The sequence below is a fragment of the Paraburkholderia youngii genome (assembly GCF_013366925.1).
Classification (GTDB): domain Bacteria; phylum Pseudomonadota; class Gammaproteobacteria; order Burkholderiales; family Burkholderiaceae; genus Paraburkholderia; species Paraburkholderia youngii.
Genome location: NZ_JAALDK010000001.1, coordinates 1,872,636 through 1,885,976 on the forward strand (window position 1 = coordinate 1,872,636; position 13,341 = coordinate 1,885,976).

Genomic DNA, 13,341 nt, shown 5'->3' on the forward strand with positions numbered 1-13,341 from the left:
GGAGGTGTTTCGATGGGACGTTCAAACCGGGAGCAGGCGGAACAAAACCGGCAGCGAATCGTAGATCAGGCAGATGCAGCGGTGCGCGGCGGTGGCGTGGCCGCTATCAGCATCGCCGAGATCATGGCCGGCGTAGGAATGACGCAAGGCGGGTTCTACAACCACTTCGAATCGAAGGACGCCTTGATTGCCGAGGCCTGCTCGTCTGGCTTTGCGCGCTCTGTGCAGAACTGGAAAGCAAAGGCGATGTCAGCGAGGCAACCGGTTGCAGGCGCACTAAAACGCCTCATTTCGTATTACTTCACTAGGAAGCCGGTCGAGCAGGGTTGCCCGATGGTGGCGCTCGGACAGGATGCCGCGCCCCATCACGCAAGCGCGGCTTTAAACAAGGCGTACCGGCAAGGTGTCGAGGAACTGTTCTCCACCTTCGTGGAGATCGCACGGGCAGACCCGGCATGTCCGCTCTCGGAGAAAGAGCTGGTTTTCGGATTTGCTGCGATGGTCGGCGCGAACATGCTTTCGCGGGCGACGGGAGACAAGAAGTGGTCTGCCGGAGTCGAGCAGGGGATCTTCGAGGCGCGGACGCGCTAGCTGATGACGGAGCGTCCTCAGCGTGCGGCGATGGTCCGCCGCCCGCGAGTCACACAGGCACGGCTTTCCGTTTCGGCCGTTTGACTGCCTTCTTCGCGGCGGCCTGCTCCGCTTCCTCCCATGGCACGAATGAGTGGATTGGTTCGGCGAATGACCGCTGTGCTTCCAAAACGCGACGCCGAGTCACTTGGGATTGAACGGCTCCAACGGGTCGACTACAGCCGACCGCATCGGGCGGCAGTCGGGCCAACAAGCGTCATTCGCTCGCGCTTTTGCCCGGACGTTCGGGCGTCGGCTCTGCCCTCTAACCGGCCATCCGATTCTCCATGAGCCTTAACCTGGTCACCCGCGTCTTCAGTCGCCAGGGCAAGCTCCTGCACAGTCAACCGTTTGGCCACTCACTTGATCTTCACGACGACCTTGCCCTTCGCGCGTCCCTGAGCCAAGTATTCAAGCGCTTCCTTCGCTTGCTCGAACGAAAAAACCCTGTCGATCACCGGACGAATGTGTTCCGACTCGAGAAGTCCTCCAATTTCGGCGAGTTGGGCGCCGTCGGGACGGACGAATAGAAATGAGTAGGTGACGTCCCGTTTTCTTGCAAGGCGCATGATTTTTCGGCTCATCAAGCCGAACACGAACGTTAGAAAGAAATTCAGGCGTCGTGCGCGTGCGAACGCTGCGTCCAACGGACCGATGAGCGAGACAACCTTGCTCCCTGGTTTGAGAATGCCGATGGCTTTCTCGATCGCATCGCCTCGCAGTGTACCGAGCACCACGTCGTAGCCCCGCAGCACTTTTTCGAAGTTCTCCTTCTTATAATCAACCACCTCGTCTGCGCCCAGCGTGGTGACCAGTGGGACATTACCCGTGCTGGTGGTCGTTCCTACCTTGGCACCGAGGTACTTTGCTAGCTGGATCGCGAAGGTACCGATACCGCCCGACCCCGCAGGTATGAACACCTTCTGGCCAGATCGAACATTGGCACGCTCCTTCAATGCTTGCCACGAGGTGAGGCCAACCATCGGAACGGAAGCGGCCTGCACAAAGTCGAGCTTGGCCGGCTTCGGTGCGGCAACGCTTTCCGGCACCGCCGCGAATTCGGCTATCGACCCTCTGCCAAGATCGAAGAGACTGGCAAAAACGGCATCGCCCGCCTTGAAACGCGTCACGCGACTGCCAACCTCAACCACCACGCCGGCAATATCGCTGCCTAGCGTGGCTGGTAATTCGAACTTCAGGACGGGCTTGAACGTGCCCGCCGGAATCATGTTGTCGATTGGGTTCAATCCGGCCGCGTGGACCTGCACCAGCAACTCATCCGCCTTTAACGTGGGGCGTGGAACGTCGGCGAACTCGATCTCAGGTGATCTGCCATAGCGTTTGAATGTGAGTGCTTGCATGTTGCTTTAACCAAGGTAGGGTGCTGCCAGGAACGCCAGCGCCTTCGACACGAAGTCAGCGTGATATTGAAAGATGCCGCCGTGCCCAGCGTCTTCGTAGATGACCAACTGCGCATGGGGAATGCGGCGAGCCATGTCGAGACTCAGTGAGGTGGGCACCATGATGTCGTTGTCGCCATTGGCGATCAGGACTGGCATGCGCAGGCCGGCGAGCTCCTGCGGCACCTGCTGGCCCCAAGCCTTGATCGCCTTGAGCTGGCGCGAGAACGCGCGAGGTGTCGGTCCCCTGTCGCGATCGGCGCGGCGCTCCTTCAGTCTTTTCAGGAAGGCGCTTGCTGCCTTCCGGCCGATGGCCGTAGCGGTGAAGAAGAGATAGGTCTTGGGGTCGCGTAGCGTCAGGAGGCCCTTGAGTATCAGCGGCCACGACACCGCACCGACACGATCGATGCCCTGACCGCCCGCGGGCCCCGTGCCGGTAAGGATGAGCTTGCGCACAAGGGCAGGCGCCTTCAGGGCCACGTCCTGCGCCACGAAACCGCCAAGCGAAAAGCCGAGCAGATTTACCTGATCGAAACCCATCGCGCGGATCACCGAGATAGTGTCGCGCGCCATCTCGTCGACGGTCACCGGCGCGGTGCCGCCGGACAAACCGATTCCGCGATAGTCGATGGCAAGAATGTGATGCTCACGAGCCAGGCCATCTACGATGCGCGGGTCGAAGTTGTCCAGCACGGCGCCCCAGTGGTTGAGCAGGACTAGCGGGGTACCGCCATGCTGTCCCAGTTCCCGATAAGCGAACGTGGTTCCGCCCGCCTCTACGAGCTTGGTCTGAGCGTGGGCATAAGACGCCTGCAGCGCTTTGAAGTTCATGGTCGATTCTCGTCGGGGGTGCCGCCCCGGTCATTGTGGCGGTCAGGCTTCGGGCCGATAGCGTTCGGCCGCCTGGGCTTGTCGAATGTCCGATATGAGCCCTTGACGCGCGCCATCCAGGGCCTCCCAGCGCCCGGCCACGTGCAGCGGCGGGATAGTCACTAGTTCGCGGCGATCGAAGCCGACCAGTGCCGCATCAACCAGTTCGCCGACTTCCATCACCTCGGGAAGCGTATTGACGTCGATGCCGGCGCGTCGCCAGATCTCCGTGCGGGTCGCCGCCGGAAGCACCGCCTGTACGTAGACGCCGTCAGGCGACAACTCCAGGTTCAGTCCCTGCGACAGGAACAGCACGAACGCCTTGGTGGCGCCGTAGATCGACATGCCGAATTCGGGCGCGAAACCCACCACCGAGCCAATGTTGACGATCGCGCCAGTACCAGACTGCACAAAGCGCGGAGCGACCGCGGCTGCGAGCCGCGTCAGCGCCGTGGCGTTGAGCGCGATCAGACGCTCGATGCCCTCGGCCGTCTGCTGGACGAAGCCGCCTGACTGGGCCATCCCGGCGTTGTTGATCAGGATACCTATGCGAGTGTCGTCACGCAGGCGAGTCTCGACCGTAGCCAGGTCAGCGGGCTGGGTGAGATCGGCCTGCAGCACCTGGACGGCCACGCCGCTTTCTTCACGCAGGCGCGCGGCCAGCGCATCGAGGCGCGCCTTTTCGCGTGCAACCAGCACGAGGTCGTGGCCGCGGCCGGCGAAGCGCTCGGCGTAGATCGCGCCGATGCCAGAGGAGGCGCCGGTGACGAGCACCGTCGGAAGCGTGGTCATGGTTTGTTTCCTTTGTAAAAGAGGTTCGACACGGACGCTGGCAGCGCGCGTCAAGCGGTGATTGAGGGGTAGTCGGTATAGCCCGCAGCGCCGCCACCATAAAGCGTGGCGAAGTCCGGCTGCGCGAGCTGCGCGCCGGTCTTCAGGCGTTCGACCAGATCGGGGTTGCTGATAAAGGCGCGGCCGAAGGCGAACAGGTCTGCCTTGCCCTCGTTGAGTCTGGAGGTGGCGAGTTCGAGGTCATAGCCGTTATTGGCCAGATAGGTTTGCCTGAACCGGCGGCGCATCGCGTCATAGTCGAACGGTGCGACATCACGCTGGCCGCCGGTCGCACCCTCGACCACGTGCAGATAGACGATGCCCAGCGCGCTGAGCTGCCCGGCGATGTAGTCGTACTGCGGCTGAGGATCGCTGCAGGAAATGCCGTTTGCCGGCGACACGGGCGAGATGCGCACCCCGGTGCGGTCGGCGCCGATTTCTTGCATCACGGCGGCGACGACTTCCAGCAACAGGCGCGCGCGATTCTCGATCGAGCCGCCGTAGGCGTCAGTGCGCTGGTTGGCTCCGTCCTTGATGAACTGCTCCAGCAGATAACCGTTGGCGCCGTGGATCTCCACGCCGTCGAAGCCGGCTGCAATGGCGTTCGCCGCGGCCTGGCGGAAGTCGTTCACGATGCCCGGCAGTTCGGCGAGTTCCAGAGCGCGCGGTTCGGAGACGTCGGCAAATCCGTTGTTCACGAAGGTCTTGGTCGCTGCACGAATGGCTGACGGTGCGACTGGCGCGGCGCCGCCCGGCTGCAGATCGATGTGCGCAACGCGGCCGACGTGCCAGAGTTGCGCGAAGATGCGCCCGCCCCTCGCATGCACAGCCTCGGTGACCGTGCGCCAACCGGCGATCTGCTCGGGGGTGTACAAGCCGGGGGTGTCCTGATAGCCCTGCGCCTGCGCCGACACCTGAGTGGCCTCTGTGATGATCAGGCCGGCCGAGGCGCGCTGCGCGTAATAGGTCGCAGCCAGCTCGCTGGGCACCAGCCCCACGCCGGCGCGGTTGCGGGTCAGCGGCGCCATGACAAGGCGATTGGCGAGGGTAAGACGGCCCAGGGTGTAGGGCTCGAAAAGCGTCTTGTCGGTCATGTTTGCGTCAGGTTCGAGGTTGGGAACAGGACCAATGATGACGATCATAATCAAAACTGTCAAGGTTTTGATGACGATCGACATCAATGTATAATGAAGCCTTCACACATGAACCCATCGTGGCCAGACCATGAAGATCACCAAGGCACAAGCACAGGCCAACCGTGAGCACGTTGTCGAGACGGCGTCGCAGCTGTTTCGGGAGCGCGGCTACGATGGGGTCGGCATTGCCGATCTGATGGCCGCCGCCGGCTTTACCCACGGCGGCTTTTACAAGCAGTTCGGCTCCAAGGCAGATCTGATGGCGGAATCGGCGGCGTGCGGAATCGCGCAGACCGTGGCGCTGAGCGTGGGTGTGGACGCGCCTGAGTTTGTGCGGTACTACCTTTCTCGCGAGCACCGGGACACCCGCGCGACCGGTTGCACGATGGCCGCACTGGGCGGGGATGCCGCGCGTCAGCCGGAAGCAGTTCGCGCCACCTTCGCGGCCGGCATTGAGAGCCTGCTGACGGTGCTGAATCCCGAGAGTAGTGCGTTGAACGGTGAGGACACACGCCTGGCGAGGGCCAAGTCCCTCGACATACTGGCGCACGCGGTCGGTGCCATTGTCATGTCGCGCGCCTGCCCGGACGATTCGCCGCTGGCCGACGAAATTCTTGCGGTTTGCCGCGACCAGATTCTGGCGTCAATGGGCCCGTCGGCGACCGCAGGCGAACCTACGCCCAATCACGGCAGCGGCACGTCGGCAAGGCCCGAATAACTCCGTTACCGGCGGCAAACCGAATGTCGGGAAGGCCTGCGAAACAACGCACAGCAGCTGGGAGCACAAGATCGCGAGCAGCGGCGATCCATGTCAACGGGATCAGAAAACTGGCGAACGGGTTGCCGACGCCGCCGCCGAACCTGTCCGTCAGCAAGCGGGCCCAGTTGATCACCGAAGCACTGGCACTGGACGTCGCGACAGACACGATCGCCCGAACGGCCGTTGTACCTTGGAAGCCGTCGGCATTGAAGTCGACGATGCCCTCGATATGGCAGAACAGACTAAGGTCTGACCGCAACATGGCCGGCGAGCGGACGCTTGCCTGGGCCACAAGCTGCCGCTCGGGCAATGCACAAAGCCAACATTCCAATGGCCGGTTGTATTCGGAATCCGCCAGCTGCGCGAGCTATCAGGACAGAGATCGTTGATTGTTCGGACGGGTGAAATAAAAGGGACGCAAGGCGTCCCTTTTTGCTTTGGTGCGCTTCCTTGTCCCATGCTATGTCGTCCAGCAAAGATCCCAGGATACTTCCAGCCTCCAGGATGTGGGTCCATCGCAGTGTCGTCTTCCGATACCGGTCGCGCGACCGCTGGTCTATGGCAGCAGATGCCTTGCTACTTGGAATTGCCATGACCGGCCAGGAGGACAGGCAGGTTAAGCTGCTCAGTGATTTTGAACTGCTTGAACGCCAGCCGATCGCGACGTCATGGCCTAAATCCCCGATCCACTCCGCTACTTCCCGTTGAGAAGTTTCGTTGCGCACCCCAATGACCACTTCCCGCAGCATTAGATCCTTGCCAAAGTCGACGTAGTAATGGCCATCAGTGTCCTGATCTCGCAGTTCTCCCATCACTCGGTATTCGTTCTCGTATCGCCAGGTTTCAAATTTCGTCAGGAGCATGGCCTTTACTCATGTCATGAGTAACACCGGCATTGGGCACCGAGAGATCGATGTCAAAGTCGAGGCGGTTCGGCTCATAGCTAACCCGCATAGCCAGACTGTCAGGAACGTCGAACCCGAGACAGACGCCGTAGTGTTTCGCGCCATAGTGCGCCCATATAACCGGATTCTGCCAATCAGTCGAAAAGCAGATCACTCCCCGTTGCTTTAACAGATGGTCGCGCAATACCTCGGCGACCCTTCGATGCGCGCGGCTCGGTAGAACGTGAGGTAACAACTCGAAAGGATCCTTGAGTTCCTCAAAAAGCGAGATTTTCAACCTGCGTTCGGCGATACTCTTCTTCGCCCGCTTTTCAGCCGTCAGGTAGTAAAGCCGCATAGTTGTTCCGAGCGTAGCAAGTCCGTGGATTGTAGCGTGTCAACGATGAACTCTATTCAGATGAACCCCCAGCGGTACATCGCGATTCTCAGCGAATACGATGCGATTCTTGCTCACGCACGCGCGATGTCGGATCGTCTGGCGGGACGCTGCGTCAGCGAGAAACATCTGTCGTACGCTGAGACCATCTTTACGAAGCTGCTTTGCCATGCGTGCAGTCTGCAGAAGCTGGGGCCCATGCTTCAGCCCACATCGGGGCCAGAACTTTGGGATATCGGCGCTGCGTGTGTGCTCGCACGCACGTTGATCGAGGCATTTGACGCCTTGACTTACGTTAGCCTTCACCCCGTTCCCCCCGTCGAACGCGAATTACGGATTCTGGCCTGGGAGCTACATGATCTCACGGACCACTCGACAGCGAGAAGAATGCTTCGATCAATGCCGGTCACGCGGCACCTCTCCGCGGCCGGGCCATTTCCGACGGATTCTGCGCGCTCGGCCAGCGCCTTGCGCCACAGCGCGATTTGATGGCTTGAACCGCCTTTTTCGTCTGTCCCGTGGTGTCACAAATGGTCAAAGCGCCAGTACGCTGGATTTCTTCTCGCGCCGCGGATACCGGTCTGTCCGAAACGCAGCCGTTACGAACACACATGGGCGCTAGCAATCGGCGTACCGTCATACTACTGCAATCGACGAGCGTGACCTGGTCCATGTTGACTGAATCCCTGGCAATCCCGACTGTTATCGTTAATGGGACGCCGATCGAAGTAGACAAATATCTGATGGCAGCGCTCTGGACCGCCGACGGTGCGCATGCTTCGGTAATGGACGTCGCCCAATGGCGAGAGCGCCTTCGTGAGCGCGGTGATGATTTTGCCTCTCACGAAGCCGCCTGCTACTACTGGCTTTGCGAAAATCGGGCCGGTTGCCCGCCGTGGGCATACCCGAAGTAGAAAACGGCGTGTTCCACGCATCGCGCCGCGCAGCGATCCCTTGGCCCTCACGCTCACGGCGGACCCTCGCCGCCCGTCGCGCCATACACCTGCCCCGTCACATAGCTCGCGCGCGCCATCGCCAGCGCCACATAAACCGGCGCGATTTCCGCAGGCTGACCCGGACGTCCCATCGGTGTGTCGGCGCCGAACTTCTCGAGGTTCTTCATCGTCTGGCCGCCGCTGACCTGCAGCGGCGTCCAGAACGGACCGGGCGCCACCGCGTTCACGCGGATGCCGCGCGAGATCATCTGCTTGGCCAGCGACTTCGTGAAGTTCGCGATCGCGGCCTTCGTCATCGCGTAGTCGAGCAGGTTCACCGACGGATTGTAGGCATTGACCGAACTCGTGTTGATGATCGCCGCACCTGGTGGCATATGCGGGATCGCAGCCTTCGTGATCCAGAACATGCCGTACAGATTGGTGCGTAAGGTCCAGTCGAAATCCTCGGTGCTGATGTCGAGAATCGAATCGTGGCTGTGCTGGCGTCCCGCATTGTTGACGAGGATGTCGAGGCCGCCCATGCCGTTCGCCGCGCGATCGACGGCCTGCTTGCAGAACGCTTCGTCGCGAAGGTCGCCGGGTATCGCGAGCGCTTTGCGACCCGCGCCGCGAATCAGTGCCACGACCTCGCGCGCGTCCGGCTCCTCGGCGGGCAGATAGATGATGGATACGTCTGCGCCTTCGCGTGCGAACGCGATCGCCGCCGCGCGACCGATGCCCGAATCGCCGCCGGTGATCAACGCCTTGCGGCCCGCCAGCAGTCCGCTGCCGCGATAGCTGGACTCGCCATGATCGGGACGCGGCGTCATGCGGCTCGCAAGGCCGGGCCACGGCTGCTGCTGATCCTGAAACGGCGGGTGCGGATACAGATCGCGCGGATCATTTAGCGCCGCGTTCGCGTCGGGAACGGCAGGCGCTGCGGGTGCTGCGGGTGCGTCAGCGGCTTGGCTACCCGGCGCGCCGGGATCGGCTGCGAGCGCGTTTCCGGCGAAGACCGCGGCCAGACCGGCCGCGGCGCTTTGCACGACCTTGCGGCGCCCGTGGGACACCTGGTCTGCGGGCGTGTTGTTTTGCGCTAACGACTCGCGGCCAGGAGCGCTCGTCGATCGATCGTTGGACATGGGCTTCTCCTTCTTCGATGTGCCGACGATCGAGCAAGCCTTATGCCCTTCCATGTCTTTCATTTCCTACGCGCGCGTAAGCGGTCGTCACGCGCCGCCTCCCGCGCTGGTCTTTTCACTCGACCTTCGTTTGCGCAATCGACGATCACACCCACCGAGCGATCGTCGAGAAGCGCCACGTACCTTGCAACCGAATCGGCCACCGCCCGCTTCGCATCGCGCTCGATCTCCGCATTCGCGAAACTGCCGTATACGGCGTCGTACGCTTCGCCGTCGAGCGCTTGTTCGATCGCGTGCACGCAGTTCGCCGACAAGGGCAAATAGTTTGGATAACTGTACATAAAAGAAACGTGCGAGCGTCCCGGCGTGACCTGCAGCACATCGCCCGATAGCAGCACACCCGCGCCGTTCGACCAGTGCATCACGGTTGCACCCGGGAAATGTCCGCCAACCCGCAACAGCGTCGCCTCGTCATTCAATGCGATGCGCTCGCCGGACCAGTACAGCAACGCGGGATCGTCGCGCATCACCCATTGCCTGTCGGCGTCATGCAGCCAGACACGACAGCCGAAGGCTCGTGCCCATTCGACCATCGTCGCGTAGTAATGCGGATGCGAGATCGCCACTGCGCTGAGACCGCCCAACGCATCGACGATGTCGACCGTGGCATCGTCGAGCAGCGTAACGCAGTCCCATAGCACGTTGCCGGCAGCGGTGGTGGCCAGCAGCGCACGCTGTCCGATCGCGAATGGCGGTTGCGTGCGAACCTCGTACAGGCCAGCGCGTAGCCGCTTGAAAGCGTTTGCGTGCTTGACGCGCAGGCTCGCGAGATCGGTCCAGGTCTGGCCTTCGCGCGGCACTGCGTGCCGCAGGTCGGGCAGACGGGGCTCTGCGCGCCGTCAGCCTGGTTGCGTGGATTCCGTTTTACGTTATGCATGACACTGTCTGTGGGCGGCGTGGACTTCGGGCGCGGCGCTTGACTTGCAGCGGCTGGCACCGAAGCAACACACCTTAGAACCCATTTCTGGCATGACACGAATAGGTCGCCGCAATGCCCATACCCAAACAACCAACCGCTTTTCTGGAATGGCCCGTGCTGCGATTGAAACTACAGTTCAACCTCGACGAGGAGCAAACCATGACCTCAGTAGCACAAGTAATGACCCGCGACGTCGCCACGATCGGCGCAGCGCAAAGTATTCAGCAAGCGGCGAAATTGATGGACGAACTGAACGTCGGCTCCTTGCCGGTTTGCGATGGCGCCAACCTCCTCGGTATGGTGACGGATCGCGATATCGTCGTGCGCGCGATCGCTGCCGGAATGTCGTCCGACGCGCCGATCGAGGACATTGTGAGCGGCCCGGTCAACTGGTGCTTCGAAGACGAGGACCTCGACGTAGCCCAAAAGAAAATGGAGGATGCGCAGATTCGCCGGCTACCCGTGGTGGATCGGGAAAAGCATCTCGTCGGCATCATCGCGCTCGGGGACCTTGCAACGACTGCGGACGGCGGCACTTCTTCGACGCTTTCCGCCGTGTCCACGCCTTCGACGCCCGACCGCTGACGCGTCATTTGTCGCCCCGGCAAGTTGCGCGGTACTCACGACTGTCCTGAGTGCCACATGTGTTTGCAAGATGGGCCACGCACGATTCACCCGGCCCTTTGTAAATTCGGGAATCGCAGAGTGCACATAGCAGACGATAAAGACAGAGGTGAGCCAACATGAAATCGAAGCTGCTGGAGACCGACGCCCAGGGTGGCCGCACCTACGTGGTCGTCTTCGATACGGGGGAGGAAGCCGTCGGCGGCCTCAAGGCTTTCGCTGGCGACAATGGGATCGAAGGCGCCCGGGTCAGTGCGATAGGCGCGCTGCAGTGCGGCGTCGTGGCATGGCTCAACTGGGAAACAAAGACCTATGAGCCGATCTCCGTGGACGAGCAGTGCGAGGTGATCTCCATCCTGGGCGATGTCGCCAAGGGAGACGATGGCCGGCCATCGCTGCATCTGCACGGACTCCTTGGACTAAAAGGCGGCCGCACCGTCGGCGGCCACATTCAGGAACTGCACGTGCGTCCGACGCTCGAGGTCATGCTGGTCGAGGCACCGGCCCACCTGCGTCGAACGTCCCACAGCGAGCTCGGCGGGATCGCCTTGATCGCGCTGGATACAGGTTGATCGCTATGGCACGAATAGAATCGCCATAGGGGCCGTCGAAGGGGTGTCTACGACCGCGATGTTTTAGTGCGAAGGAGACGGAGGGAGGAAGCGGCGAGCAACATTCGCCGCTTCTTTATTGCAAATTGCCCCAGCGGGCGACCGCCGGCTCGGCCGTCGCCCACTTCCAGCCCTTGTCCTGCTGGCACGCGCTCGCCGTGAACCACCTCTCGGGCGCGTTCGGGCCGTCGCCGTCCTGCACCGAGAACACGAAGTCTTTGCACAGCGCGAGCGCCGAATTGACCGCGCGCGTCACGCGCACCTGGCCGTGACCGTTTTCGATCGGCAACGTGTGCTTGACCGACCACGGTTTCGTTTCGCCGACCGCCATCGGGCCAACCAGCGCGATCGTTGAAGCATGCGAGTGTCGCTGATCGGGCCCTGAAGGGACATTCAATCATCGATAGTGAAAGGCCGATCGACTACCAGGAGCAGACGAAGGCGGCCACGCCAGAGTTGCGTCGTCGCCGGTACGGCAACGTACCGGCCAACGTGATCGCAGCGAAACCGCACACGGCGATCACGTCACCCGGCAATCAATGCGCGGCCGTTATTGCTGGTCGCCTGTCGGTACAAAGACCATGCCGTGCGGATTGGCCAAATTGGTGACCAGCGGTAGAAGCGCTCCGCTCCGCAGATCGAGTTGGCCAACATAAGCCGGCACTGCCGGCGTGCTACCCGTAGCGGCCACTCCCGTCGAGGCGGAGAAAGCTGCGTCACGCTGCCAGACATTGGCGCTGATCTTGTACACCATGTTGGCTTTCGTATCGGACACCAGCAGGTAGCCCCGTCGCGCAGTGGCGAATACCGTGTCGTCAACCTGCACGTTGCCGAGAAGTGGCAGATATTGCACGCGCGGTTCATCGCCCGACGTGCGTAATAGGACAAGCTGGCCATCTCCTTGATCATCGAGCAGTACATCGCCCGACGGCGTTAGCGTCATTGAATCCGGATCGGTCAGGTTGAGGGTCGCCACCGTGCCAAACGGAATGTTCCTGGCGTCGAGCGAGCCGCTCATAACCGGCGTGACGTCGATCCTGTAGCTGTTTGCGTCAAGGTGCACAACGCGAACAATCGCGGGCCCCGTATTCTTGCCACTAGCGTTAAGGGTGGGATTGGACGCACTGAAGTAGGCCTGGCCGTCCTTGAACACGATGTCGTCATAGCCGCCACCGTGCAGCGTTTTGGCGAAGGAATACGGCTTGGAGGCCTGGCCGGTCGCGGGATTGATGATGACGAGGTTCGGATTCGCATCCTCGTTCTGCATCGCCCAGATCTCGCGCGTGTACGGATTGACCTTCAGGCCATCGTTGTGTCCCGCGACTTGATACGTTTTCACGACGCTGCCGTCCAGCGTGTATTCGACAATCACGCTCATTGCGCCATTCGAGCCATCCGGTGCGCCGTTGTTTGCATAGCCGACCCAAACGTGATCATCAAGCACGGCCAGTGAGTCAGGTGCGCTCATCAGCCCGCCTCAACCCGTCGCGAACACGGCCATGCTAAAACCCGGAGTGACGAGCGGCTTCGCCGAGGTCTGCGCGTCGGCGGCACCAGCCGCGAAGCAGAATGCGGTGAACACTAGCGCGGTGCGGCCGAAAATGCGGCTTGTTGCGTAAAGGGGGTGAATGCTTCGCATGCTCATCTCCTGAGGCAGGTATGCAGTCGGGAAAGTCGGGGCACCGTCGTTTCCGAGGCGGCCGGTAACAAACCGAAATAGATGGAAACATGGGCGCGTGACTTAAGCGTGACGGCGCATGAGACGCCGGTTGATATGGCATCCGTTTCGACTTTCTTTCCGCGAGCGTAGGGCGAGTTGCCGTGATGGTTAGCGGCGGCGTGACAACGACAACAGTCAATCATGCAGTCGCTGATGGGAGCCGGCTCTGGAATCGATCCATCCTGCCGTCAAGCGCGTGGCGAGTGCAATCAGCGACATCGTTTGGCTCATTCGCCACCATGAACGGACATTGGCCGATCAGACGCGGCCGACCGGTCATGGCCGGCTGCCGCCCGACGGGATCGGCCGAAACCGACCGACAAGAGACCCTCAGTTTCCCTAATAGCCGTCACTCACCTTTACAGTGCGGTCCTGTGTAATCAACTCGGGTCCTGCGCCTTGATTCATGCGGCGTGACGTGA

The 13,341-nt window shown here is 61.6% G+C and carries 16 protein-coding genes and 1 pseudogene; 6 read left to right on the forward strand and 11 right to left on the reverse strand.

Going from position 1 to position 13,341, the window contains the following annotated elements; all coding sequences use genetic code 11:
* Window positions 1-12 precede the first annotated feature (12 nt).
* On the forward strand, window positions 13-591 hold the full coding sequence (locus G5S42_RS08675; RefSeq protein WP_176106379.1) for a TetR/AcrR family transcriptional regulator: 579 nt from the start codon (window positions 13-15) through the stop codon (window positions 589-591).
* A gap of 398 nt (window positions 592-989) precedes the next feature.
* Here the strand turns inward: G5S42_RS08675 and G5S42_RS08680 are convergent, their stop codons facing one another.
* Genes G5S42_RS08680 through G5S42_RS08695 form a run of 4 tightly spaced genes read right to left on the reverse strand, consistent with a single transcriptional unit; the run spans window position 990 to window position 4,825 of the window.
* A complete protein-coding gene (locus G5S42_RS08680) occupies window positions 990-1,991 on the reverse strand; it encodes an NADP-dependent oxidoreductase (RefSeq protein ID WP_176106380.1) in 1,002 nt (333 codons plus the stop codon).
* A 6-nt stretch (window positions 1,992-1,997) separates the two neighbouring features.
* Window positions 1,998-2,861, reverse strand: coding sequence for an alpha/beta fold hydrolase (locus G5S42_RS08685; protein WP_176106381.1), 864 nt, complete (start codon window positions 2,859-2,861; stop codon window positions 1,998-2,000).
* A gap of 42 nt (window positions 2,862-2,903) precedes the next feature.
* Window positions 2,904-3,692 (reverse strand): SDR family NAD(P)-dependent oxidoreductase, encoded by a 789-nt coding sequence (locus G5S42_RS08690; RefSeq protein ID WP_176106382.1) that lies wholly within the window; start codon window positions 3,690-3,692, stop codon window positions 2,904-2,906.
* 50 nt (window positions 3,693-3,742) lie between these two features.
* Window positions 3,743-4,825: an alkene reductase gene (locus tag G5S42_RS08695; protein ID WP_176110439.1), complete on the reverse strand. Its 1,083-nt coding sequence runs from the start codon at window positions 4,823-4,825 to the stop codon at window positions 3,743-3,745.
* 130 nt (window positions 4,826-4,955) lie between these two features.
* Between G5S42_RS08695 and G5S42_RS08700 the strand changes: the two genes are divergently transcribed.
* The gene (locus G5S42_RS08700) at window positions 4,956-5,585 is read left to right on the forward strand and encodes a TetR/AcrR family transcriptional regulator (protein ID WP_176106383.1); all 630 of its coding nucleotides are present in this window, start codon (window positions 4,956-4,958) and stop codon (window positions 5,583-5,585) included.
* Window positions 5,586-5,869: 284 nt separating this feature from the next.
* Here G5S42_RS08700 and G5S42_RS08705 read toward each other — a convergent pair whose 3' ends face one another.
* A complete protein-coding gene (locus G5S42_RS08705) occupies window positions 5,870-6,490 on the reverse strand; it encodes a hypothetical protein (protein WP_176106384.1) in 621 nt (206 codons plus the stop codon).
* Window positions 6,471-6,869, reverse strand: a complete 399-nt coding sequence (locus G5S42_RS08710; RefSeq protein WP_176106385.1) for a DUF2971 domain-containing protein — start codon at window positions 6,867-6,869, stop codon at window positions 6,471-6,473. Before G5S42_RS08710 ends, G5S42_RS08705 begins: the two co-directional genes overlap by 20 nt.
* Before the next feature lie 36 nt (window positions 6,870-6,905).
* Here G5S42_RS08710 and G5S42_RS08715 point away from each other — a divergent pair, with 36 nt between their 5' ends.
* Complete coding sequence (locus tag G5S42_RS08715; RefSeq protein ID WP_176106386.1) at window positions 6,906-7,397, forward strand: hypothetical protein; 492 nt, start codon at window positions 6,906-6,908, stop codon at window positions 7,395-7,397.
* Between the two features lie 182 nt (window positions 7,398-7,579).
* On the forward strand, window positions 7,580-7,822 hold the full coding sequence (locus G5S42_RS08720) for a hypothetical protein (RefSeq protein WP_176106387.1): 243 nt from the start codon (window positions 7,580-7,582) through the stop codon (window positions 7,820-7,822).
* A 53-nt stretch (window positions 7,823-7,875) separates the two neighbouring features.
* On the opposite strand, the gene G5S42_RS08725 is transcribed toward G5S42_RS08720, so the two are convergent.
* Window positions 7,876-8,985: an SDR family oxidoreductase gene (locus G5S42_RS08725; protein WP_246391880.1), complete on the reverse strand. Its 1,110-nt coding sequence runs from the start codon at window positions 8,983-8,985 to the stop codon at window positions 7,876-7,878.
* A gap of 59 nt (window positions 8,986-9,044) precedes the next feature.
* Window positions 9,045-9,845, reverse strand: a complete 801-nt coding sequence (locus G5S42_RS08730; protein ID WP_176106388.1) for an MBL fold metallo-hydrolase — start codon at window positions 9,843-9,845, stop codon at window positions 9,045-9,047.
* Window positions 9,846-10,123: 278 nt separating this feature from the next.
* Between G5S42_RS08730 and G5S42_RS08735 the strand changes: the two genes are divergently transcribed.
* Window positions 10,124-10,549: a CBS domain-containing protein gene (locus G5S42_RS08735; RefSeq protein ID WP_176110443.1), complete on the forward strand. Its 426-nt coding sequence runs from the start codon at window positions 10,124-10,126 to the stop codon at window positions 10,547-10,549.
* Between the two features lie 158 nt (window positions 10,550-10,707).
* Window positions 10,708-11,160 (forward strand): PPC domain-containing DNA-binding protein, encoded by a 453-nt coding sequence (locus G5S42_RS08740; RefSeq protein ID WP_176106389.1) that lies wholly within the window; start codon window positions 10,708-10,710, stop codon window positions 11,158-11,160.
* Between the two features lie 115 nt (window positions 11,161-11,275).
* Here the strand turns inward: G5S42_RS08740 and G5S42_RS08745 are convergent.
* The 3 genes and pseudogenes from G5S42_RS08745 to G5S42_RS08755 form a co-directional block, all read right to left on the reverse strand.
* Window positions 11,276-11,545, reverse strand: a pseudogene (locus G5S42_RS08745) (hypothetical protein); the annotation flags it as partial.
* Between the two features lie 204 nt (window positions 11,546-11,749).
* Complete coding sequence (locus G5S42_RS08750; RefSeq protein ID WP_176106390.1) at window positions 11,750-12,667, reverse strand: hypothetical protein; 918 nt, start codon at window positions 12,665-12,667, stop codon at window positions 11,750-11,752.
* Between the two features lie 9 nt (window positions 12,668-12,676).
* The gene (locus tag G5S42_RS08755) at window positions 12,677-12,838 is read right to left on the reverse strand and encodes a hypothetical protein (RefSeq protein WP_176106391.1); all 162 of its coding nucleotides are present in this window, start codon (window positions 12,836-12,838) and stop codon (window positions 12,677-12,679) included.
* Between the last annotated feature and the right edge of the window lie 503 nt (window positions 12,839-13,341).

Coding starts and splice junctions, on each gene's coding strand:
- G5S42_RS08675 (WP_176106379.1), top strand. CDS start 13: ATGGGACGTTCAAACCGGGAGCAGGCGGAACAAAACCGGCAGCGAATC.
- G5S42_RS08680 (WP_176106380.1), bottom strand. CDS start 1,991: ATGCAAGCACTCACATTCAAACGCTATGGCAGATCACCTGAGATCGAG.
- G5S42_RS08685 (WP_176106381.1), bottom strand. CDS start 2,861: ATGAACTTCAAAGCGCTGCAGGCGTCTTATGCCCACGCTCAGACCAAG.
- G5S42_RS08690 (WP_176106382.1), bottom strand. CDS start 3,692: ATGACCACGCTTCCGACGGTGCTCGTCACCGGCGCCTCCTCTGGCATC.
- G5S42_RS08695 (WP_176110439.1), bottom strand. CDS start 4,825: ATGACCGACAAGACGCTTTTCGAGCCCTACACCCTGGGCCGTCTTACC.
- G5S42_RS08700 (WP_176106383.1), top strand. CDS start 4,956: ATGAAGATCACCAAGGCACAAGCACAGGCCAACCGTGAGCACGTTGTC.
- G5S42_RS08705 (WP_176106384.1), bottom strand. CDS start 6,490: ATGCTCCTGACGAAATTTGAAACCTGGCGATACGAGAACGAATACCGA.
- G5S42_RS08710 (WP_176106385.1), bottom strand. CDS start 6,869: ATGCGGCTTTACTACCTGACGGCTGAAAAGCGGGCGAAGAAGAGTATC.
- G5S42_RS08720 (WP_176106387.1), top strand. CDS start 7,580: ATGTTGACTGAATCCCTGGCAATCCCGACTGTTATCGTTAATGGGACG.
- G5S42_RS08725 (WP_246391880.1), bottom strand. CDS start 8,985: ATGTCCAACGATCGATCGACGAGCGCTCCTGGCCGCGAGTCGTTAGCG.
- G5S42_RS08735 (WP_176110443.1), top strand. CDS start 10,124: ATGACCTCAGTAGCACAAGTAATGACCCGCGACGTCGCCACGATCGGC.
- G5S42_RS08740 (WP_176106389.1), top strand. CDS start 10,708: ATGAAATCGAAGCTGCTGGAGACCGACGCCCAGGGTGGCCGCACCTAC.
- G5S42_RS08750 (WP_176106390.1), bottom strand. CDS start 12,667: ATGAGCGCACCTGACTCACTGGCCGTGCTTGATGATCACGTTTGGGTC.
- G5S42_RS08755 (WP_176106391.1), bottom strand. CDS start 12,838: ATGCGAAGCATTCACCCCCTTTACGCAACAAGCCGCATTTTCGGCCGC.